The organism is Streptomyces sp. NPDC031379, from assembly GCF_055569615.1.
On record NZ_JBVIIT010000024.1, the window covers coordinates 141,673 to 162,406 of the forward strand.

18 protein-coding genes are annotated in these 20,734 nt (G+C 71.2%); 2 read left to right on the forward strand and 16 right to left on the reverse strand.

Annotated features, from left to right (window positions below):
• Positions 1-23: 23 nt before the first annotated feature.
• The 11 genes from ACZ5CW_RS31005 to ACZ5CW_RS31055 all read right to left on the reverse strand — a co-directional run bounded on the left by ACZ5CW_RS31005 (position 24) and on the right by ACZ5CW_RS31055 (position 11,882).
• Entirely contained in the window at positions 24-1,130 is a 1,107-nt protein-coding gene (locus ACZ5CW_RS31005) for an aminopeptidase P family protein (RefSeq protein WP_468607177.1), read from the reverse strand.
• 91 nt (positions 1,131-1,221) lie between these two features.
• Positions 1,222-2,130 (reverse strand): Pro-rich N-terminal domain-containing protein, encoded by a 909-nt coding sequence (locus ACZ5CW_RS31010; RefSeq protein ID WP_468607179.1) that lies wholly within the window; start codon positions 2,128-2,130, stop codon positions 1,222-1,224.
• Positions 2,131-2,353: 223 nt separating this feature from the next.
• The gene (gene aroB / locus ACZ5CW_RS31015; protein WP_468607181.1) at positions 2,354-3,445 is read right to left on the reverse strand and encodes a 3-dehydroquinate synthase; all 1,092 of its coding nucleotides are present in this window, start codon (positions 3,443-3,445) and stop codon (positions 2,354-2,356) included.
• A complete protein-coding gene (locus tag ACZ5CW_RS31020; RefSeq protein WP_468607255.1) occupies positions 3,442-3,924 on the reverse strand; it encodes a shikimate kinase in 483 nt (160 codons plus the stop codon). The genes aroB and ACZ5CW_RS31020 overlap by 4 nt, the downstream gene beginning before the upstream one ends.
• Positions 3,925-3,956: 32 nt before the next feature.
• Complete coding sequence (gene aroC, locus ACZ5CW_RS31025) at positions 3,957-5,141, reverse strand: chorismate synthase (RefSeq protein ID WP_468607183.1); 1,185 nt, start codon at positions 5,139-5,141, stop codon at positions 3,957-3,959.
• 165 nt (positions 5,142-5,306) lie between these two features.
• The gene (locus tag ACZ5CW_RS31030; RefSeq protein ID WP_468607185.1) at positions 5,307-6,134 is read right to left on the reverse strand and encodes a shikimate dehydrogenase; all 828 of its coding nucleotides are present in this window, start codon (positions 6,132-6,134) and stop codon (positions 5,307-5,309) included.
• Positions 6,134-7,792, reverse strand: coding sequence for an endolytic transglycosylase MltG (gene mltG / locus ACZ5CW_RS31035; protein WP_468607187.1), 1,659 nt, complete (start codon positions 7,790-7,792; stop codon positions 6,134-6,136). Before mltG ends, ACZ5CW_RS31030 begins: the two co-directional genes overlap by 1 nt.
• Before the next feature lie 122 nt (positions 7,793-7,914).
• The gene (gene ruvX, locus ACZ5CW_RS31040; protein ID WP_468607189.1) at positions 7,915-8,379 is read right to left on the reverse strand and encodes a Holliday junction resolvase RuvX; all 465 of its coding nucleotides are present in this window, start codon (positions 8,377-8,379) and stop codon (positions 7,915-7,917) included.
• Between the two features lie 13 nt (positions 8,380-8,392).
• Complete coding sequence (gene alaS / locus ACZ5CW_RS31045) at positions 8,393-11,065, reverse strand: alanine--tRNA ligase (RefSeq protein ID WP_468607191.1); 2,673 nt, start codon at positions 11,063-11,065, stop codon at positions 8,393-8,395.
• Positions 11,065-11,412, reverse strand: a complete 348-nt coding sequence (locus ACZ5CW_RS31050) for a hypothetical protein (RefSeq protein WP_468607193.1) — start codon at positions 11,410-11,412, stop codon at positions 11,065-11,067. The genes alaS and ACZ5CW_RS31050 overlap by 1 nt, the downstream gene beginning before the upstream one ends.
• A 14-nt stretch (positions 11,413-11,426) precedes the next feature.
• Entirely contained in the window at positions 11,427-11,882 is a 456-nt protein-coding gene (locus ACZ5CW_RS31055) for a DUF948 domain-containing protein (protein WP_468607195.1), read from the reverse strand.
• A 154-nt stretch (positions 11,883-12,036) separates the two neighbouring features.
• Between ACZ5CW_RS31055 and ACZ5CW_RS31060 the strand changes: the two genes are divergently transcribed.
• Positions 12,037-14,217 (forward strand): ATP-binding protein, encoded by a 2,181-nt coding sequence (locus ACZ5CW_RS31060; RefSeq protein ID WP_468607197.1) that lies wholly within the window; start codon positions 12,037-12,039, stop codon positions 14,215-14,217.
• Positions 14,218-14,238: 21 nt separating this feature from the next.
• Here the strand turns inward: ACZ5CW_RS31060 and rpsD are convergent, their stop codons facing one another.
• From rpsD to ACZ5CW_RS31085, 5 genes are all read right to left on the reverse strand, one after another.
• A complete protein-coding gene (gene rpsD / locus ACZ5CW_RS31065; RefSeq protein WP_018570215.1) occupies positions 14,239-14,853 on the reverse strand; it encodes a 30S ribosomal protein S4 in 615 nt (204 codons plus the stop codon).
• Positions 14,854-15,155: 302 nt separating this feature from the next.
• On the reverse strand, positions 15,156-16,511 hold the full coding sequence (locus ACZ5CW_RS31070) for a replication-associated recombination protein A (RefSeq protein WP_468607199.1): 1,356 nt from the start codon (positions 16,509-16,511) through the stop codon (positions 15,156-15,158).
• A 71-nt stretch (positions 16,512-16,582) separates the two neighbouring features.
• The gene (locus ACZ5CW_RS31075; protein WP_468607201.1) at positions 16,583-17,239 is read right to left on the reverse strand and encodes a vitamin K epoxide reductase family protein; all 657 of its coding nucleotides are present in this window, start codon (positions 17,237-17,239) and stop codon (positions 16,583-16,585) included.
• 379 nt (positions 17,240-17,618) lie between these two features.
• The gene (gene hisS / locus ACZ5CW_RS31080; protein WP_468607203.1) at positions 17,619-18,881 is read right to left on the reverse strand and encodes a histidine--tRNA ligase; all 1,263 of its coding nucleotides are present in this window, start codon (positions 18,879-18,881) and stop codon (positions 17,619-17,621) included.
• A 13-nt stretch (positions 18,882-18,894) separates the two neighbouring features.
• Positions 18,895-19,608: an MBL fold metallo-hydrolase gene (locus ACZ5CW_RS31085; RefSeq protein WP_468607205.1), complete on the reverse strand. Its 714-nt coding sequence runs from the start codon at positions 19,606-19,608 to the stop codon at positions 18,895-18,897.
• 168 nt (positions 19,609-19,776) lie between these two features.
• Between ACZ5CW_RS31085 and ACZ5CW_RS31090 the strand changes: the two genes are divergently transcribed.
• Positions 19,777-20,607 carry a peptidylprolyl isomerase gene (locus ACZ5CW_RS31090; protein ID WP_468607207.1) on the forward strand — a complete coding sequence of 277 codons (831 nt, stop codon included), beginning with the start codon at positions 19,777-19,779 and terminating at the stop codon, positions 20,605-20,607.
• Positions 20,608-20,734 lie beyond the last annotated feature (127 nt).

The window sequence follows — 20,734 nt, forward strand, 5'->3', positions numbered from 1 at the left end:
ACGTACGACCCCGGGGTCACGCGCTACAGCGCGAGCAGCTCCTTGGTCGTGATGGTGAGTAGCTCGGGTCCGCCGTCCGCCTCGGGGCGTACGACGAGCGTGTCATCGATCCGGACACCGCCCCGGCCCGGGAGGTGGACCCCCGGTTCGACGGTGACCGGCACGCAAGCGTCCAGTTTACCCATGGCCGCGGGGGCCAGCTGCGGGTCCTCGTCGATTTCGAGTCCGACACCGTGTCCGGTCAGCGGGGGCAGTGCCTCCGCATAGCCCGCGGAGTCCAGTACGTGGCGTGCGGCGCGGTCCACGTCCCGGTATGCGGCACCGGGCGCCAGGGACTCGCGTCCGGCGCGCTGGGCGGCGAAGACGAGATCGTACAGCTCGATCTGCCAGTCGGCGGGCGAGGTGCCGATGACGAAGGTGCGGCCGATCTCGCAGCGGTAGCCGCGGTAGGTGGCGCCGAGGCAGACGCACAGGAAGTCGCCCTCCTCCACGCGCCGGTCGGTGGGGCGGTGGCCGCGGCGGCCGGAGTGCGGTCCGGTGGCCACGGAGGTGGGGAAGGCCGGCCCGTCGGCGCCGTGGTCGACCAGGCGCCGCTCCAGCTCCAGTGCGAGGTGCCGTTCGGTGCGGCCGACCAGGATGGACTCCAGCAGCTCGCCGAGGGCCTGGTCGGCGATCTCCGCGCCGATGCGCAGGCAGGAGATCTCCTCCTCGTCCTTGACGACCCTGAGCTGCTCGACGGCCGCGCCGAGGTCGGCGAGGCGGAGTCCGGGGGCGACCGGGCCGAGGGCTCTGTGGCGGGCCACGGTGAGATGGTGCTCCTCCACCGCGAGGGCCTCGGCGCCCTGGGCCGCGGCGAGGCCGGCCGCGGCGACCGCGGGGTCGCCGTCGGGCGAGGCCAGGATGTGCAACCGCAGGTTCTCGTCCGGCCGGCCTTCGTAGGGACGGTCTTCGGGCGGACCGACACAGACGAGCAGGTCCTCGTGTCGGCCGAGGAGCAGGACGGAGCCCTGCGGGGCCGCGGCGGCGAGGTAGCGCACATTGGCGGGGCGGGTGACGAGCGCTGCCGCAGTACCGGCCGCGTTGAAGTGTTCCCTCAGCCGGGATCGGCGGTTCGCGTACACCTCTGACATGAGATGAGCGTAGGAGTTTTGTCCCGTTTGTGCCGGTTGGCGGGGGCCGAGTGGGGCTGCGGGGGGTGAGGCGGCGGCTTCCCGGCCGCGATCACCAGTTCGGCGGGCTCGCTATCGCCCTCGCCAGGACCTCGTCCAGGACCCGCGCCGTCCCGGGGACGTCCAGCTGGGAGTTGTCGATGATCGGGAGGCCCGAGCCGTACCAGCCGGCCATGCGGCCGTGGATACGGGCCACCTCCTCGTCGGTGAGGCGGCGGTTGCCGGAACGTTCGGCGTTGCGCTCCAGGACGATGTCCAGGCCCGGGAGCAGGACGACCGGGAGCAGGCCGGGGCCCACGTGGCGCTTCCAGCCGCCGAGGCCCACGACCGGGCGGTCCGGGAAGACGGCGTCGTCCAGGATGCAGGAGATGCCGTTGGCCAGGAAGTTCCGGGCGGCGAAGCCGCAGGTGCGGCGGGCGAGGCGGTACTGCGCCTCGGAGTTGTCGTTCCAGCCGGACTGGGGGTCGGCGAAGCCCGAGCGGACCCATTCGCGGACGTCGTCCAGGCTGATGTGGGCCGTGGGCACGCGCCGGTGGTCCGCCCAGTACTTGGCGACGCTCGTCTTGCCCGCGCCCGCCGGACCGATCAGCAGGACCGCCAGGGTGGTGGCCGTCGGGTCGGGGACCGTGACCGCGGCGGGCGGTGCCGCGGGCGCGCCGACGGGACCGCCGGGTGGCAGCGGCACATGGCCGGTGGTATCAGGGGCCGGTTGGGCGGGGGCGTGCCGCGCGGCCGGGGGCTGCGGGGATGCCGGTGGCGGCACGGAGGCGGGCGGGGCCGGGAAGCCCGGCGGCGGGGGAACGGGGGCGGGGCCCTGGGAGGCTCCCGGATGGTGCCCGGCCGGCGCGGGTGCGGGGCCCTGGGAGGTCCCCGGCTGGTGCCCGGCCGACGCCCAGCCGGCGTGCGGTCCCTGCCCCGGCTGGTGGGGCGGCGGCAGCGGCGACCCCACTGCGTGCTGCATCCGTTGCCACTCCGTCTCGTCGTCTTCGGCTCGTCCGCCTCCGGGGCGCCCGAGTCGGATTCGACAGCCCGATCCTGCTCGGCCCTTCGGACCTGCGCGCTGCCCACCGAACGGTACCGTCCCCGGCCGTCGTTTGGTGAAACGGCCGGGGGCGGCTCGAAGTGCCCGGTCCGCCCGGCGCATCGGGCGGTACGGCAGGGGACGTCCGCAGCCGGGCGAGGCCTTACTGGCCCACTTCTCCGTAGGCGGCGAGCAGGACGGCCGGGTCGGGGCCCTCCAGAACGGTCGGCTTGGCCAGGCCGTCGAGGACGATGAAGCGCAGCAGGTCGCCGCGGGACTTCTTGTCGACCTTCATCGTCTCCAGCAGCTTGGGCCACTGGTCGTAGCGGTAGTGCAGGGGCAGGCCGACGGATTCGAGGACCGTACGGTGGCGGTCCGCCGTCGCGTCGTCCAACCGGCCCGCCAGACGGCCGAGTTCGGCGGCGAAGTGCATGCCCACCGCGACGGCGGCGCCGTGCCGCCACTTGTAGCGCTCGTTCTTCTCGATGGCATGGCCCAGCGTGTGGCCGTAGTTGAGGATCTCCCGCAGACCGGACTCCTTCAGGTCCGAGGAGACCACCTCGGCCTTGACCCGGATCGACCGCTCGATCAGCTCGGCCGTGTGCGGACCCGCCGGGGTGCGGGCCGCCTCGGGGTCGGCCTCGATGAGGTCCAGGATCACCGGGTCGGCGATGAAGCCGGCCTTGATGACCTCGGCGAGCCCGGAGACGTAGTCGTTGACCGCGAGCGAGTCCAGCGCGGCCAGGTCGCACAGGACGCCGGCCGGCGGGTGGAAGGCGCCCACCAGGTTCTTGCCCTCGGCGGTGTTGATGCCGGTCTTGCCGCCGACCGCCGCGTCCACCATGGCGAGCACGGTGGTCGGGACGGCGATCCAGCGCACCCCGCGCAGCCAGGTCGCGGCCACGAAACCGGCCAGGTCCGTGGTCGCGCCGCCGCCGACGCCGACGATGACGTCGGTGCGGGTGAAGCCGGACTGCCCGAGCGCCTTCCAGCAGTAGGCGGCGACCTCGGCGGTCTTGGCCTCCTCCGCGTTCGGCACCTGGATCGCCACGGCCTCGTAGCCCTGCTCCGCCAGGTCGGCACGCAGCGCGTCCCCGGTCTCCGCCAGGGCCTCCGGGTGGATCACCGCGACGCGCTTGGCCTTCGGACCGATCAACCCGCCCAGCTCGCCCAGGAGCTGCCGGCCGACCAGCACCTCGTACGGGTCGGTGCCCGCGGTGCCGGCGACCTGGATCCGGGTGACTGCCTCGCTCATGCTTCGTTCAACTCCAGTGCGTCCAGCGCTGCTTGCGTGACCTCTTCGGGCGTACGGCCGTCGGTCGCCACGACCGCGCCGGCGACCTCCTCGTACAGGTGCCGCCGGGCCTCCATCAGTTCGCGCCACTGCTTGCGCGGATTGACCGCGAGCAGCGGGCGGGCCGCGTTGAGACCGGTGCGCTTGACGGCCTCCTCGACGTCCATCGAGAGGTAGACCACCCGGTGCCCGGCGAGCAGCGCGCGCGTGTCCGGGTCGAGGACCGCGCCGCCGCCGAGCGCGAGGACGCCCTCGTGCTCGGCGAGCGCGGTGCACACCGCGCTCTTCTCGATCGCGCGGAAGGCGGGCTCGCCCTCGTCCACGAAGATGTCGGCGATGGTGCGGCCCTCGGCGGCGACGATGTCCTCGTCGGTGTCCCGGTAGCCGGTCCCGAGCCGCTCGGCCAGGAGCCGGCCGACGGTGGACTTGCCGACGCCCATCGGGCCGACGAGTACGACGGCGGGCACGGCGCTCACCGGATCTGGAGGTTGTCGAGGTAGGACCGGACGTTGCGGCGGGTCTCGGGGACGGAGTCGCCGCCGAACTTCTCCGCGACCGCGTCGGCCAGGACGAGCGCGACCATGGCCTCGGCGACGATACCGGCGGCCGGGACGGCGGAGACGTCGGAGCGCTGGTGGTGGGCCTGGGCGGCCTCGCCGGTGGCGACGTCCACGGTCCTCAGGGCGCGCGGCACGGTCGCGATCGGCTTCATCGCGGCGCGCACGCGCAGCAGCTCGCCGGTGCTCAGGCCGCCCTCGGTGCCGCCGGCGCGACCGGAGACGCGCCGGATGCCCTCGGGCGTGCTCACGATCTCGTCGTGCGCCTTGGAGCCGGGCACCCGGGCCAGCTCGAAACCGTCGCCGATCTCGACGCCCTTGATCGCCTGGATGCCCATCAGGGCACCGGCGAGACGGGCGTCCAGCTTGCGGTCCCAGTGCACGTGCGAACCGAGGCCGACCGGGACGCCGTACGCCAGCACCTCGACGACACCGCCGAGCGTGTCGCCGTCCTTGTGGGCCTGATCGACCTCCGCGACCATCGCCTTCGAGGCGTCCGCGTCCAGACAGCGCAGCGGGTCGGCGTCCAGCTTCTCGACGTCGGCCGGCGTGGGGTACACGCCCTGCGGGGCCTTCACGGAGCACAGCTCGACGACGTGGGAGACGATCTCGATGCCGGCCGTCTCCTTCAGGTAGGAGCGGGCGACGGCGCCGAGGGCCACGCGGGCGGCGGTCTCACGGGCGGAGGCACGCTCCAGGATCGGGCGGGCCTCGTCGAAGCCGTACTTCTGCATGCCGGCCAGGTCGGCGTGGCCGGGCCGCGGCCGGGTCAGCGGCGCGTTGCGGGCGAGCCCGGCCAGCACCTCGGGGTCGATCGGGTCGGCCGCCATGACCTGGTCCCACTTGGGCCACTCGGTGTTGCCCACCATGATCGCGACCGGGGAACCGAGCGTGAGTCCGTGCCGCACGCCACCCAGGAAGGTGACCTCGTCGCGCTCGAACTTCATGCGCGCACCGCGGCCATAACCGAGCCGCCGCCGTGCCAGGTGGTCCGCCACCATCTCCGTGGTGATCGGCACGCCGGCGGGAAGGCCCTCCAGCGTTGCGACCAGTGCCGGACCGTGGGACTCCCCCGCGGTCAGCCAACGCAGCCTGCTCAACGGTGCTCCTCAGTGTTCGCGCCCGGTACTGCCCTGCGTACGCGTGTCCCCGCGTACGGCGACGGCGTCACCGGGTGCGCGACCCCGGTACGCCACCTCCGATCCTCCCACGTCCGGGGCCGGTGTCCGGCCGCCGGTCCAGCAGGCGGACGCCCCGGTGGCGATTCAGCGGGCGGCGAGCGCCTTCTCCCCGGCATGGCGCATGGCCTCCAGCGGGGCCGGGGAGCGTCCGGTGATCTGCTCGACCTGCAGGACGGCCTGGTGGACCAGGAGGTCGAGGCCGCTGACCACGGCGCCGCCGAACATGGACCAGTGGGCGGCCAGCTCGGTGGGCCAGGGGTCGTAGAGCACGTCGAAGAGGGTGGCGGGGCGTTCGGGCACGGCGGCGGCGAGGGCGTCGGTCGTACCGGCCGGCGTCGTGGCGACGACCAGCGGGGCACGCAGGGCCTCGGCCGCGTCCGCCCAGTCCGCCGTACGCACGTCCACGTCCAGCCGCTCGCCCCAGCGGCGCATCTCGGCGGCGCGGGCCTCGCTGCGGACGTAGGCGACGACCTCCCCGGTACAGACCCGGGACAGCGCGGCGAGCGCGGAGGAGGCGGTGGCACCGGCGCCGAGGATCGCGGCGGAGCCGACCTCCTCGATGCCGTGCTCGCGCAGGGCGGCCACCATGCCCGGGATGTCGGTGTTGTCGCCCAGACGGCGGCCGTCCTCGGTGAGGACGACCGTGTTGACCGCGTCGACGGAGGCGGCCGTGTCGCTGATCTCGTCCAGCAGCGGGATGACCGCCCGCTTGAGCGGCATGGTCAGCGACAGCCCCGCCCACTCCGGCCCGAGCTTGTCGAAGAAGGCGGGCAGTCCGGCCTCGTCGACCTCGAAGCGGTCGTACGACCAGTCCGTGAGCCCGAGTTCGTCGTACGCGGCCCGGTGCAGCACCGGGGAGAGGGAGTGGGCGATGGGCGAACCGAGCACGGCGGCCCGGCGGGTCACTGTCATCAGTTCTTGTTCCTCGACGCGTTCCACTCCTCGACCAGCTTGTTGTGATCTTCGAGCGTCCTGGTGAACTTGCTGGTCTTGCCGTCCATCGAGATGAAGTAGTACCAGCCGTCGTCCGTCGGGTCGAGCGCGCCCCGGAGCGCTTCCTCGCCGGGATTGTCGATGGGACCCGGCGGCAGGCCTCGGGAGAAGTACGTGTTGTACGGGTTGTCGTACCTGCGCAGCTCGGCGATGCTCAGGTCCAGCTTGCTCTGGTTCTTCACGTAGTTGTACGTGGAGTCGAACTCCAGCCGCCCGGCGGTCTGCGGGTTGCCGGGCTCCAGACGGTTGTAGACGACCTCGGCCATCTTGCGGAAGTCGTCGTGGCTCGTGCCCTCGGCCTGCACGAGGCTCGCCACGGTGAGCAGCTGCCAGGGGCCGTCGAGGCCGAGCGCCTCGGCCTTCTTCTCCAGCCCCAGTTCCTGGTACTTGGCGGTGGCCTGGGAGACCATGCCCTTGAGGACGGCCTCGGGCTTCTGGCCCTTGGTGACCGGGTAGCTGGAGGGGTACAGGAAGCCTTCCAGCGGGTCCTTGAGGTTCGCGTGGTTCAGCGCCCAGGCGGGCAGGCCGAGGTGCTTGTACTCCTTCTTCGCCACGCGCGCGGTGGTGCCCGCCGACACGGCGAGGCGCTTGTCGATCAGGCCGTAGATCTCCGTGTTGCGCCGGCCCTCGGCGATGATCAGGTTGCTGCGGCTCTTCGGGCTGAGCATCAGGTCCACCGCACTCGCGGCGGACATCTCCTTCTCCAGGGTGTAGACGCCGTCCTGGAGCGACTTGCCCTTGGGGTTCGCCTGCAGCGCGGAGACGAACGCGGCCGCGCTCTCGACGACACCCGCCTCCTTCAGCTTCTGGCCGATCGCCCAGCCGCCGTCCCCCTTGCTGATGGTGACGGTGACCTCTTGGCCGTTTCCGCTGCCGGCGTAGTCCGGGGCCGCGCCGAAACGATTTTGGTAGAACTTGTAGCCGAAGTACCCGACTCCGCCCAGGCCGCCACCGAACACCAGGACGACCACCATGCAGGCGCAGCCGGTGCGCCCTTTCTTGCCCTTGACGGGTTTGCGGCCCTTGGCGCGCCTCTCGCGCCGGCTCTGCAGCTCGTGCTCCTCGCCGTCGTCATCGCCGCCGCCACCCGCGAAGAAGGCGTGTTCCTCCTCGTCCGCCGCGGGCTCCGGCTGCGGTTCCGGCTCGGGTCGCCGGCCGGGCGGCATCGGCGGCGGATAAGCGTCCTCGGTGCCGTACAGGTCCGGCTGTTCACCGCCGTACGCCACAGGCTGCTGGTTGTACGGATCACCGGGGTCGGCTGCGTAGGGAACGGGGCCGTGGTTCGCCTCCCACGTGCCCTGGTGGAACTGCTGCTGGGTGTGGCCGGCGAACTGCTGGTCGTAGGTGGGCTGGGGCTGCCCCTCGTAGTACGGGTACTGCTGTCCGTCGTAGCCGGACTGCTGCTGCTGGTTCCAGTCGCCGTGCTGCGGCTGCTGCGGGTAGGGCTGCTGCGGCTGGCCGCCGTAGGCAGACTGCTGGCCGACGTGCGCCTGCTGCCCTTCCCATCCGCCGTCCCCGTACAACGGGTCCTCCGGATGCCACGGTTCGGAGCCTGGGCCCCGGCCATACTCAGTCATCGATCCCCTAGAGCCGCGAGGCCGACGGTCGCGCGGCCGGTGGGCCGGCTTCCGTTCCGCCTCTTGTTGTGCGGCGGCTGTTCGAACACCGCCGCATCGCGCGGAACGTTACCGTATCGCGATCAGATGACCACTTCGACGCCCTCGCCGGGTGCTTTGCCTGACACCCGTTCGGATTCCAGGGCCTGCTGCAGGATGATGACGGCCGCCGCCTGGTCGATGACCGAGCGGCCCTTCTTGGATTTCACCCCCGAGGCGCGCAGTCCTTGACTCGCCGTCACGGTCGTCATCCGTTCGTCGACCAGCCGGACCGGCACCGGTGCGATGCCCTTGGCCAGCTCCTGGACGAAGGCGCGGACCTTGACCGCGGCCGGGCCCTCGCCCCCCTTGAGGGAGCGAGGGAGACCGACGACGACCTCGATCGGTTCGTACTCCTCCACCAGCTGCCCGAGCCGGCGGTGGGCGGCGGGGATGTCCCGGCCGGGGACGGTCTCCACCGGGGTGGCGAGGATCCCGTCGGGGTCGCACGAGGCGACCCCGATCCGGGCGTCCCCGACGTCGATCGCGAGTCGACGTCCTCTGCGCATGATCTGACCGTTCCTACTTGGCGGTCTCGGCGACGAGACGCTCGACGGCCTCGACGGCCTCACCGACGGCGGCCGGGTTCTGGCCGCCGCCCTGGGCGACGTCCGGCTTGCCGCCACCGCCGCCGCCGAGGGTCTTGGCGGCGGCGCGGACCAGCTCACCGGCCTTGAGGCCGCGCTCGCGGGCGGCCTCGTTGGTGGCGATGACCGTCAGCGGCTTGCCGTTGTTGACCGTGAACAGGGCGACCACGACGGCGCGTCCGCCCTGGATGCGGCCGCGCACGTCGAGCACCAGCTTGCGCAGGTCGTCCGGCGTCGTGCCGTCCGGCACCTGGCCGGTGACGACGGCGACGCCGTGGATGTCCTTGGCGGACCCGGCGAGACCGGCGGCGGCCTGCAGCACCTTCTCCGCGCGGAACTTCTCGATCTCCTTCTCGGCGTCCTTCAGCTTGCCGAGCATGGCGGAGACCTTCTCCGGAAGCTCCTCCGGGCGGCCCTTGATCAGCTCCTGGAGCTGGGCGACGACCGTGTGCTCGCGGGCGAGGAAGTTGTAGGCGTCCACGCCGACGAGGGCCTCGATACGGCGGACACCCGAGCCGATGGAGGACTCCCCGAGCAGCTTCACCAGGCCCAGCTGGGCGGTGTTGTGCACGTGCGTGCCGCCGCACAGCTCCTTGGAGAAGTCGCCGATGGTGACCACGCGGACCCGTTCGCCGTACTTCTCGCCGAACTCGGCGATGGCGCCCTGCTTCTTGGCCTCGTCGATGCCCATGACCTCGGCGCGCACGTCCAGATCCCGGGCGAGCACCTCGTTGATCTTCTGCTCGACGTCGGTCATCACGGCCGTCGGCACGGCGGACGGGGAGCCGAAGTCGAAGCGGAAGCGACCGGGCTGGTTCTCGGAACCGGCCTGGGCGGCCGTCGGGCCGAGAGCGTCACGCAGGGCCTGGTGGGTCAGGTGGGTGGCCGAGTGGGCGCGGGCGATGGCCGTGCGGCGGCGGGCGTCGATCGAGGCTTGGGCCTTGGCACCGACGGTCACCTCGCCGACCTGCACGACGCCCTTGTGGACGTACACGCCCGGGACCGGCTTCTGGCAGTCGCGGATCTCGATGACGGCACCGGTGTCGACCTTGATCCGGCCGGTGTCGCCGATCTGGCCGCCGCCCTCGGCGTAGAACGGGGTGCGGTCCAGGACGATCTCGACCTCGTCGCCCTCGGTGGCGGCCGGGGAGGAGACGCCGTCGACGAGGATGCCGACGATCGTGGTCTCGCCCTCGGTGTCGGTGTAGCCGATGAAGTCGGTCGCACCGGCGGCGTCGGCGATCTCACGGTAGGCGCCCATGTCGGCGTGGCCGGTCTTCTTGGCCTGGGCGTCGGCCTTGGCGCGCTCCCGCTGCTCCTTCATCAGGCGGCGGAAGCCCTCCTCGTCCACGGCCAGCCCCTGCTCGGCGGCCATCTCGAGGGTGAGGTCGATCGGGAAGCCCCAGGTGTCGTGGAGCAGGAAGGCCTTGTCGCCGGCGAGGACGGTGCCGCCGGAGGCCTTGGTCTCGATGACGGCGGTGTCGAGGATGTTGGTGCCGGCCTTGAGCGTCTTGAGGAAGGCGTTCTCCTCGGCGACGGCGACCTTCTCGATGCGCTCGCGGTCGGTGATCAGCTCGGGGTACTGCTGGCCCATCATGCCGATCACGGTGTCGATCAGGTCGTGGACGACCGGACCGGTGGCGCCGAGCAGGCGCATGTTGCGAATGGCGCGGCGCATGATGCGGCGCAGCACGTAGCCACGGCCCTCGTTGCCCGGGGTGACACCGTCACCGATGAGCATGGTGGCGGTGCGCATGTGGTCGGTGACCACGCGCAGGGACACGTCGGAGTCGTGGGCGTCGCCGTAGCGGACGCCGGTCAGCTCGGTGGCCTTCTCGATGACGGCCATGGAGGTGTCGATCTCGTACATGTTCTGCACGCCCTGCAGAATCATGGCGAGCCGCTCGAGGCCGAGGCCCGTGTCGATGTTCTTGCTCGGCAGTTCCCCGAGGATCTCGAAGTTGTCCTTGCCGATGCCCTCGCCCCGCTCGTACTGCATGAAGACGAGGTTCCAGATCTCCACGTACCGCTCGTCGTTGACGGCGGGGCCGCCCTCGACGCCGAACTCGGGGCCGCGGTCGTAGTTGATCTCGGAGCAGGGTCCGCAGGGGCCGGGGACGCCCATGGACCAGTAGTTGTCCTTCATGCCGAGGCGCTGGATGCGCTCCTTCGGCACGCCGACGACCTCGTGCCAGATGCGCTCGGCCTCGTCGTCGTCCTTGTAGACGGTGATCCAGAGCTTCTCCGGCTCGAGGCCGTAACCACCCTTGTCCCGGGGCGTGGTGAGCAGCTCCCAGGCGAGCTTGATGGCGCCTTCCTTGAAGTAGTCGCCGAAGGAGAAGTTGCCGCACATCTGGAAGAACGTGCCGTGGCGCGTGGTCTTGCCGACCTCTTCGATGTCGGGCGTGCGCACGCACTTCTGCACGCTGGTGGCGCGCGCGAAGGGCGGCTTGACCTCACCCAGGAAGTAGGGCTTGAAGGGGACCATGCCGGCGGGGACGAGGAGCAGAGTCGGATCGTCCGCGATGAGCGACGCCGAAGGGACGACGGTGTGCCCGCGCTCCTCGTAGAAGCTCAGCCAGCGGCGGCGGATCTCAGCCGACTCCATCAGTGGTCCTCATTCCGGTTGTACGAGTACGTCGTGTTCTCGATGTACTTCGGGTTGCTGCGGTTGTTCTCTATGGCGGCGTACCGCCGGGGCGCGGGGAGTTCGGGGCTGTCCTGGATGCCCAGCGCCTCCTCCAGCTCCGCCTCCCGCTGCGCCATGTTGTCGCGGACGTCGAGCGCGAAGCCGACCGCGCGGTCCTTCAGCCGCTGACCGGTCTCCAGGGCCTTGTTCGCCGCCGTGGCGGCCAGGCTCTCCGGGGTCAGTTGCTTCAGCTTGCGATTGACCTTGGTGGTGGCCCACACACCGGCGGCGACACCCGTGGTGAACCAGAACGAACGGCGGAACATCTGAGCTGGCTCTCCTACTTTCCGGTGTTTCCGCGGTCCCGCTTGCTCCGCCGCGCGGCCGGTACCGTCCGGCCCACGATCACCGTACGCCGGGGAGACTTCGCGGGCGCGTCCTCCTTGCGGCCGCCCAGCGCCCGGCGCACGCCGTACCCGAAGGCCGCGACCTTGACCAGCGGGCCGCCGAAGGTGGAGGCGACGGTGGTCGACAACGCGGAGGCGTTCGACGTGACCTCCTGGACGTCGGTGGCGATCGCGTCGACCCGGTCGATCTGGGTCTGTGCGGAGCGCACGGCCGTGGAGGCGTCGGCGAGCAGCGGGACCGCCTGATCGGTCACATCCGCCACGAGCTTGGTGGTCGCCTTGAGCGTCTGGGCCAGCCTCACCAGTGCGACGGCGAGGAAGGAGACCAGGATCGCCCAGAAGACGGCCACCAGGATCCCGGCCACCTCTCCACCGGACACTGTGCGCACCCGCTCCCTGAAACGTGCCTGAGCATCGAAAAAGTCGTGCCCCGAGCCTATCGCGCCGGGGCCGGGGCTCCGTACCGGATTACCGGGTGCCGGGGGTCGGAGTTACCGGAAGCGATTGTACGGAATGAACACACTTCAGTACGCTCCGTGTCCCATGCGAGGTTCACAGAGCCCCGGCCCCTGGACGGACGGCGATCCGCCCCTCGAACTCACCGCTTTCGTCGGGCGTTCGGCCGAGCTGGCCGAGCTGGCGACGGCGCTCGACCGGTCCCGGCTGGTGACCGTGACCGGGGTCGGCGGCGTCGGCAAGTCCCGGCTCGCCGTGCGCGCCGCGGCACGCCGGGTCTCCGGTGCCACGGCGAACGGCCTGAGTCGGGGCCGGGTGGAGCTGGCACCGGTGCGCGATCCGCAGTTCGTGGAGTACGCGGTCGTGGAGGCGCTGGGGCTGACGGACCACACCGCCCGCATGCCCAGGGAGACTCTGCTGGAGCACCTGGCCGGCCGCCCGGCCCTGCTGGTGCTGGACGGATTCGAGCATCTGGTGGAGGCCTGTGCCGAGCTGACGGCGGAGCTGCTGCGGAGGCTGCCGGAGCTGCGCGTGCTGGCCACGGGCCGGCGTCCGCTGGGGCTGGCCGGCGAGCGGCTCTTCCCGCTGGCGCCGCTGGCCGAGGACGAGGCGGTGGAGCTGTTCGTGGACCGGGCCCGGGGACAGGGGCTCACGGCGGCCGACGGCCCCGAGGTGCGGGAACTGTGCCGTCGCCTGGAGGGCATTCCGCTGGCGCTGGAGCTGGCGGCCGGGCGGCTGCGGGCCCTGTCCCCGGCGCAGCTGCTGCAGCGGCTCGACGACCGGTTCCGGCTGCTGACCGGCGGCGACCGGGACGCTCTGCCCCGGCACCAGACGCTGCGCACGGCGATCGGCTGGAGCCACGAGCTGTGCACACCGGCCGAACGGCTGCTGTGGGCACGGCTCTCGGTGTTCGCGCAGACCTTCGACCTGGAGGCGGCCGAGTACGTGTGCAGCGGGGACGGGCTGCCCGCCGAGGACGTCCTGGACGTGCTGTCGGAGCTGCTCGCCCAGTCGGTCGTCTCCCGTGAGGAGGGCCCGACGGGCCCCCGCTACCGGATGCTGGACACCGTGCGCGCCTACGGCGCCGACTGGCTGGAGGCGACCGGGGACGCGGGCCGGCTGCGCAGACGGCACCGCGACTGGTACCTGGGCCTGGCGACCTGGTGCGAGCTGGACTGGTTCTCGCCCCGGCAGCGCGAGGTGGCCGCCCGGGTCGAGGCGGAGCTGCCGAATCTGCGGGCGGCGCTGGAGTTCTGCCTGACCGAGCCGGAGGAGGCGCACCTCGGCCAGTATCTGGCCGGGTCACTGTGGTTCTGCTGGGTGGGCTGCGGGCGGCTGGCGGAGGGGCGGCGCTGGCTGGAGCGCAGCGTGGAGCTGGATTCGGAGTACGAGCAGTCCCGGCTGAAGGCGCTGTGGGTGCTCGGCTATGTCGCGATCCTGCAGGGCGACACCGTGCCCGCGCTGCAGGCGCTGCGCGAGTGCCGGGAGCAGGCGGAGCGGTCGGCCGACGCGACGGCGGTGGCGTACGCGGAGCACCGCACCGGGTGTCTGGCCCTGGTCACGGATGACATGGCCCGCGCAGAAACGCTGCTGCGGTCGGCGCTGGACCGCTATCAGGAGATCGGCGAACTCAACAGCAATGTCCTGATGGGCCAGGTCGAGCTGGCGATGGTCCGGGCCTTCCAGGGGGACCTGCCGGACGCGGTGCGGTTGTGCGAGGACGTGCGCCGGGTGTGCGAGGACCACGGGGAGCGCTGGGCGCGGTCCTACGCCCTCTATGTCCTGGCGTACGCCGCCTGGCTGGACGGCGACCCGGAGCGGGCGCGGGAGCTGCTCGCGGACTGCCTGGGCAACGCGCACGTCTTCCGCGACCTGCTGGGCTCCGTGCTGTCGATCGAGCTGCTGGCACTGGTGACGGTGGCCCAGGGCGATCCGGCGGAGGCCGCGGTGCTCCAGGGCGCGGCGGGCCGGCTGTGGCCGTCGGTGGGGCTGCCGCTGTTCGGCTCGGCGTACTACAACGGCCCGCACGAGCAGTGCGAGGCGAGCGCGCGCCGGGCCCTCGGGGACGCGCGGTACGAGGAGTGCGTGCGCGAGGGGGCACGGCTGCACCGGGACGCGGCCGTGGCCCGGGCGCTGGGACATGACGGAGCGGGGCCGCTGGATGCGCTGCCGGCTCCGCGCGGCCCGCTGCCGCAGGGCCGTGCGGAGGCCGGGAAACGCGAACCCGCCGCCTCGCCCACCCGGAAGGGCGGGGAGACGGCGGGCTGAGGTGTTACGCCGTGACCGGGATCAGCGGGCGTAGTACTCGACGACGAGCTGCTCGTCGCAGATCACCGGGATCTCCTTGCGGTTCGGCTCGCGGTCCAGGCGGAACGCCAGGGCCTTGAGGTTCACCTGCAGGTAGCGCGGGGTCTCACCCTCGGGGGCGAAGCCACCCTCACGGGCGATCGTGAAGAGCGTCTTCTCCTTGGAGCGGTCGCGGACCTGCACGACGTCGTCCGGACGGACACGGAAGGACGGCTTGTCGACCTTCTGGCCGTTGACCTGGATGTGGCCGTGGACGACCATCTGGCGGGCCTGGTAGATCGTGCGGGCGATGCCCGAACGCAGGACCAGCGCGTCGAGACGGCGCTCCAGCTCGATGATCAGGGCCTCACCGGTCTTGCCCTGGACCTTGGAGGCACGCTCGTAGGCGCGGACGAGCTGGCGCTCGGACACGTCGTACTGCGCGCGCAGACGCTGCTTCTCCAGCAGACGGACCTTGTAGTCCGAGTTCTGCTTGCGGCCACGGCCGTGCTCACCCGGCGGGTAGGGGCGGGCCTCGAAGTACTTGACGGCCTTCGGGGTCAGCGCGATGCCGAGGGCACGCGACTTCTTGACCTTGGGGCGGGACTGGTTCGCCACTCTTATCTCATTTCCTAGTTTCCGGCTTGTCAGGGTTAGGGAGGTCGCATCCGCAGCCGGGAAGACCCGCCGGGTCCGCAGGGGACCTGCCGGGCAGCCGCTTCCCTGGTCTGGGCACATACGTGCAGCACGCGAGTGGCCCACCGACCGTTCCCGGGACTTCGGGTGGTGGTGGGCTGCCCGCGACACCGTTCGACGGTGCGCGACGCTCCTGGAGCCAGTCCGCGAGGGACTGGATCTCCGGCTGGTTGTCCCGCTCTGACGGCACGGGACTCAGCACTCCGGGGAATTCTACAGGGTGCTCAGGAGCGCTTGCGACCGAGGTGCTTACGGGTCCATTCGACCGCGTCGGCGAACCGGGCCTCGGTGCCGTGCCGGGTCGGCGCGTAGTACTCGCGGTCCTTGAGGGCGTCCGGCGCGTACTGCTGCTGGGCGATGCCCTCGGGCAGGTCGTGCGGGTACACGTAGCCCTGCGCGTGGCCGAGCTTGGCGGCGCCCTTGTAGTGGCCGTCGCGCAGGTGGGGCGGGACCGGGCCGGCCAGGCCCTTGCGTACGTCCTCCAGCGCGGCGCCGATCGCGGTGGTCGCGGAGTTGGACTTGGGGGCGAGGGCCAGGGCGATGGTGGCGTGGCTGAGGGTGAGCGCGGCCTCGGGGAAGCCGATCATGGCGACGGCCTGGGCGGCGGCGACCGCGATCGGCAGGGCGTTCGGGTCGGCCAGGCCGATGTCCTCGCTGGCCGAGATCATCAGGCGGCGGGCGATGAACCGGGGGTCCTCGCCGGCCTCGATCATGCGGGCCAGGTAGTGCAGGGCCGCGTCGACGTCGGAGCCGCGGATGGACTTGATGAGGGCACTGGCGACGTCGTAGTGCTGGTCGCCGTCGCGGTCGTACTTCACCGCGGCGCGGTCGACGGTCTGCTCCAGCGTCCGGAGGCTGATCTCCCTCTCGCCCAGGTCCAGGGCGGCCCCGGCGGCGGCCTCCAGCGCGGTCAGGGCACGGCGGGCGTCGCCGCCGGCGATGCGGAGCAGGTGCTCCTCGGTGTCCCCGGGGAGGCCGACGGCGTCCTTCAGGCCGCGCTCGTCGCTCAGCGCCCGCCTGAGCAGGCCGCGGACGTCGTCGTCGGTGAGGGGTTCGAGGGTGAGCAGGAGGGAGCGGGAGAGCAGCGGGGAGATCACCGAGAAGTACGGGTTCTCCGTGGTGGCCGCGATCAGGGTCACCCAGCGGTTCTCGACGGCCGGGAGCAGGGAGTCCTGCTGGGCCTTGCTGAAGCGGTGGATCTCGTCCAGGAAGAGGACGGTTTCCTTGCCGAAGCCGCCGGCGGCACGGCGGGCGCCGTCGATGACCGCGCGGACCTCCTTGACGCCCGCGGTGATCGCGGACAGCTCCACGAACCGCTTGTCGGTGGCCTTGGAGACGACGTACGCGAGGGTCGTCTTGCCGGTGCCGGGCGGCCCCCAGAGGATCACCGAGGAGGGTCCGGCGGGGCCGCCGTCGCCCTCGCCGACCAGCCGGCGCAGTGGCGATCCGGGCTTGAGCAGATGCTGCTGGCCCACGACCTCGTCGAGCGTGCGCGGGCGCATCCGCACCGCCAGGGGACTGGCTGCCGGGTCCTTCTCCTGGCGTTCTTCCGCTGCGGCGGTGAAGAGGTCGGGTTCCACGCTGAAACCCTAGAACACCGCACTGACAATCCGGTCCGGGGTGCCGGTGGCACCCTGCTGCCGCCCCGCCGTCAGCTGGTCCAGAAGTCCCACCAGCGGGTCAGCACCAGCATGCCGATGATGCCGACGTGCAGGACCGGCAGCACCCAGGTGAACTCGCCGAAGAAGGACTTCAGCGGGCGCGGGGCCGGCAGGAAGCCGTTGCGGACATTGAACGAGGTGACGTACCAGAACATGGTGATCGTGGCGACCCAGGCCAGCGAGCACCACAGGCACAGCGCGTTGATCCGGTACAGGGACTGGAACTGCAGCCAGGTGCAGAAGCCGACGCCGAAGAGCGTGCCGAAGTTGAAGGTGAGCCAGTACCAGCGCGGGAAGCGGGCGCGGGCCAGCAGGCTCATGCCGACGCAGATGACGATGCCGTAGCAGACCAGGCCGAGCATCGGGTTCGGGAAGCCGAACGCGGCGGCCTGCTTGCTCTCCATGACACTGCCGCAGGAGACGACCGGGTTGAGGCTGCAGCCGGGGGTGAAGGTCTTGCCCGCGACCTTGGCCTCGAGGATCTTGAACTTGTCGATCGTGATGACCCAGGAGGCGAGCAGTCCGGCCGCGCCGGTGATCATCAGCAGGATGGCGAAGGCACGGCTGCCGCTCAGCGCGCGGGGTGCGTCGGCGGCACGCTCGGGCCCGGGCTCCGTGGAGACGTCTTTGACTGTCGTCTTGCTCATCACGCCGATCCGTCACTTGAGAGTTGGACCATCTTCGGGCAGGGGCCATTGTGCCGCACGGGCCTGTGTCTCCACCGTTCGGTGGACATAAGGAGGTACGCACCGCGGTCACGGATCGTTCGGTTCCGGCCGATGCTCGCGGGCATGGCAGCACAGGCGGGCGAATGCGGCGCGTACGTACGGGGACCACGCGAGCGGTACGCGCACGTGACCGCGGCGGACGGGTCTCGCTCCCCCGCGCCGGGCACGCGCGTGTGGAGATCCCGTACGGGCATCGTCCGGCCGGTCGAATCCGCACCCGCCGTGTTGACCCGGGCCGGGCCGCTCGGCCATGGAAAAGGGCGCCGGGGTTCCCCGGCGCCCTTCCCGCTGCTCCGCGCTAGCCGAGCCGGGACTCCAGCTCCGCCACGATCTCGTTCACGCCGATCGCCGTCTGCTCGCCGGACTCCATGTCCTTGAGCTGGACGACGCCCTCGGCGAGGTCGCGCTCGCCGGCGACGAGCGTGAAGCGGGCGCCGCTGCGGTTGGCGTTCTTCATGGCGCCCTTCAGGCCCTTGGCGCCGTACGAGAAGTCCGCCGCGATGCCGACCTTGCGCAGCTCGGTGACCTTCGCGAACAGCACGCGCCGGGCCTCCTCGCCGAGCGGGACCGCGAAGACACTGGTCGCGGCCGGGATGTCCAGCTCGACACCCTCGGCCTCCAGCGCGAGCACGGTGCGGTCGACGCCCAGGGCCCAGCCGACGGACGGCAGCGCGGGGCCGCCGATCATCTCGGACAGGCCGTCGTAGCGGCCGCCGCCGCCCACCGCGGACTGGGAGCCCAGGCCGTCGTGCACGAACTCGAAGGTGGTGCGGGTGTAGTAGTCCAGTCCGCGCACCAGCTTGGGGTCGTCCTCGAAGGCCACGCCCGCCGCCGTGATCAGCTCGCGGACCTCCTCGTGGTACGCCTTGCAGGCGTCGCAGAGGTAGTCACGCAGCAGCGGGGCGCCGGTGAGCTGCTTCTGGACCGACTCGCGCTTGTCGTCGAGGACGCGCAGGGGGTTGATCTCCGAGCGGCGCAGCGTGTCCTCGTCCAGGTCCAGGCCGCGCAGGAAGTCCTGGAGCGCGGCCCGGTACACCGGCCGGCACTCCTTGTCGCCCAGGCTGTTCAGCAGGATGCGGAAGTTCCTGAGGCCCAGCGAGCGGTACGCCTGGTCGGCCAGGATGATCAGCTCGGCGTCCAGCGCCGGGTCCTCCGCGCCGATCGCCTCGGCGCCGACCTGGGAGAAGTGCCGGTAGCGGCCCTTCTGAGGGCGCTCGTAGCGGTAGTACGAGCCGGAGTACCAGAGCTTGACCGGGAGGTTGCCCGCCTTGTGCAGGTTGGCCTCCAGGGCCGCGCGCAGCACGGACGCGGTGCCCTCGGGGCGCAGGGCCAGCCTGTCGCCGCCCTTGGTCTCGAAGGCGTACATCTCCTTGGTCACGATGTCGGTGGACTCGCCGACACCGCGCGCGAACAGTTCGACGTTCTCGAAGCCGGGGGTCTCGATGTAGCCGTAGCCGGAGTTGCGCAGGGGGGCCGCGATCGCCTCGCGGACCGCCAGGTACTGGGCCGAGTCCGGCGGGATCAGGTCGTAGGTGCCCTTGGGGGCCTTGAAGGTGCTCACGGAAAGTCTCTCGTCACATTCCTCGTCGCGGAGCGGTGTACGCGTCCGCTCCCTGGCCGGCGGCCACCTGCCGCAGGTACTGGTTGGTGGCGCGCTCCTGGCCGATGGTCGTCTGGGGGCCGTGGCCGGACAGCACCACGGTGGAGTCGTCGAGCGGCAGGCACACGCGGGCCAGCGACTCGAGCATGTCCGCCATGGATCCGCCCGGCAGATCGGTGCGTCCGACGGAGCCGGCGAACAGCAGATCCCCGGAGAAGAACACCGACGGGATGTCGGTCGTCTCGGGCATCTGGAAGGTCACCGACCCCTTGGTATGGCCCGGCGCGTGCGCGACGGAGAACGTGAGGCCGGCCAGGTCCAGCGTGGCGCCGTCGGTCAGCTCCTTGACGTCGTCCGGCTCGCCCACGGTCAGCTCGCCCATCAGAGGCATGCCGATGGACCGGCCGAGCGCCCTCTCGGGGTCGCTCAGCATGTACCGGTCCTCGGGGTGGATCCAGGCCGGTACGTCGTGTGCCCCGCAGACCGGGACGACCGAGGCCACGTGGTCGATGTGGCCGTGGGTGAGGACGACGGCGACGGGCTTGAGCCGATGCTTCTTCAGCGCTTCCTCGACGCCTTCGGCGGCCTGGTGGCCGGGGTCGATGATCACGCACTCCTCACCGGCGGCGGGGGCGACGAGATAACAGTTCGTCCCCCAGGCCCCGGCGGGGAACCCGGCAATGAGCACGATCGTCCTTCGTTGTGTCGATTACAGGCGGCTTCAGCAGCAGTCAGAGCCTACCGGCGCTGCCGTTTCCTCAGCCAACCCATATACGGTACGGGGCTACACGCAGCGGTCGGCTCACGAGGACGCACGCGTACCGCCCGACACACGACAGGCATAGGAGAGAACCCGGTGGTCAGCCAGGAGCAGCGGCGGCGTCAGCTCGCCCGGGAGAAGTTCTTGCGGCAGCAGCAGCGGCGCACCCAGGCACGGCGCAAGGCCCACCTGCGCAACTCCGTGATCGCGTCGGTACTGGGCGTGGTCGTGATCGGCAGCGTCGCGCTGTACACGACCGGCGTGCTGAAGGACGACGACAAGAAGACCAACGCCAGCGCCGAGACCACGCCCAGCGCCGCGCCCACCAGCAAGGCGCCGGACCCGTGCGAGAAGCCGGCGGCCGGCTCGGCGAAGAAGCTGAGCTGGAAGAAGGAGCCGGCGATGGCCATCGACACGTCGGCGAAGTACACGATGAAGCTCGCGACGACGTGCGGTGACATCGACATCGCGCTGAAGACGTCGGCGGCCCCGCACACGGTGAACTCGTTCGACTTCCTCGCGGGCAAGGGCTACTTCGACCACACCAAGTGCCACCGGCTCACCGTCGAGGGGATCTTCGTGCTGCAGTGCGGCGATCCCCAGGGCACCGGGATGGGCGGACCCGGCTACACGATCCCGGACGAGAACCTGAAGGACAAGAGCCTCAAGGCCAACACCTACCCGGCCGGCACCGTCGCGATGGCGAACACGGGTCAGAAGCACACCGGGGGCAGCCAGTTCTTCCTGGTGTACAAGGACAGTCCGCTGCCGCCGTCGTACACCCCGTTCGGCACGGTCTCGGACGCCGGGATGAAGGTGCTCAAGAAGATCGCGGCGGCCGGCGCCCAGGCCGCCGATCCGTCGACCGGCAACACCGCTCCGAACGCGACGGTCGTGATCGACAAGGCGACCGTCACCAAGTCCTGACGTGGTCGCAAACCCGAGAACGGCCGACTGTGGAATTTCGGTCGCGCTGGATGCGGACAGGTAACCCGCTGGTCGCCTATGTTGGCCGTGACGAAACTGTGGACGATGCCCGGGGGTGCTGAGGCCC

Coding starts and splice junctions, on each gene's coding strand:
- mltG (WP_468607187.1), bottom strand. CDS start 7,792: ATGACTGAGTATGGCCGGGGCCCAGGCTCCGAACCGTGGCATCCGGAG.
- ACZ5CW_RS31005 (WP_468607177.1), bottom strand. CDS start 1,130: ATGTCAGAGGTGTACGCGAACCGCCGATCCCGGCTGAGGGAACACTTC.
- ACZ5CW_RS31050 (WP_468607193.1), bottom strand. CDS start 11,412: ATGTTCCGCCGTTCGTTCTGGTTCACCACGGGTGTCGCCGCCGGTGTG.
- alaS (WP_468607191.1), bottom strand. CDS start 11,065: ATGGAGTCGGCTGAGATCCGCCGCCGCTGGCTGAGCTTCTACGAGGAG.
- aroB (WP_468607181.1), bottom strand. CDS start 3,445: ATGAGCGAGGCAGTCACCCGGATCCAGGTCGCCGGCACCGCGGGCACC.
- ruvX (WP_468607189.1), bottom strand. CDS start 8,379: ATGCGCAGAGGACGTCGACTCGCGATCGACGTCGGGGACGCCCGGATC.
- ACZ5CW_RS31060 (WP_468607197.1), top strand. CDS start 12,037: ATGCGAGGTTCACAGAGCCCCGGCCCCTGGACGGACGGCGATCCGCCC.
- ACZ5CW_RS31020 (WP_468607255.1), bottom strand. CDS start 3,924: ATGGGCGTCGGCAAGTCCACCGTCGGCCGGCTCCTGGCCGAGCGGCTC.
- ACZ5CW_RS31030 (WP_468607185.1), bottom strand. CDS start 6,134: ATGACAGTGACCCGCCGGGCCGCCGTGCTCGGTTCGCCCATCGCCCAC.
- ACZ5CW_RS31075 (WP_468607201.1), bottom strand. CDS start 17,239: ATGAGCAAGACGACAGTCAAAGACGTCTCCACGGAGCCCGGGCCCGAG.
- ACZ5CW_RS31010 (WP_468607179.1), bottom strand. CDS start 2,130: ATGCAGCACGCAGTGGGGTCGCCGCTGCCGCCGCCCCACCAGCCGGGG.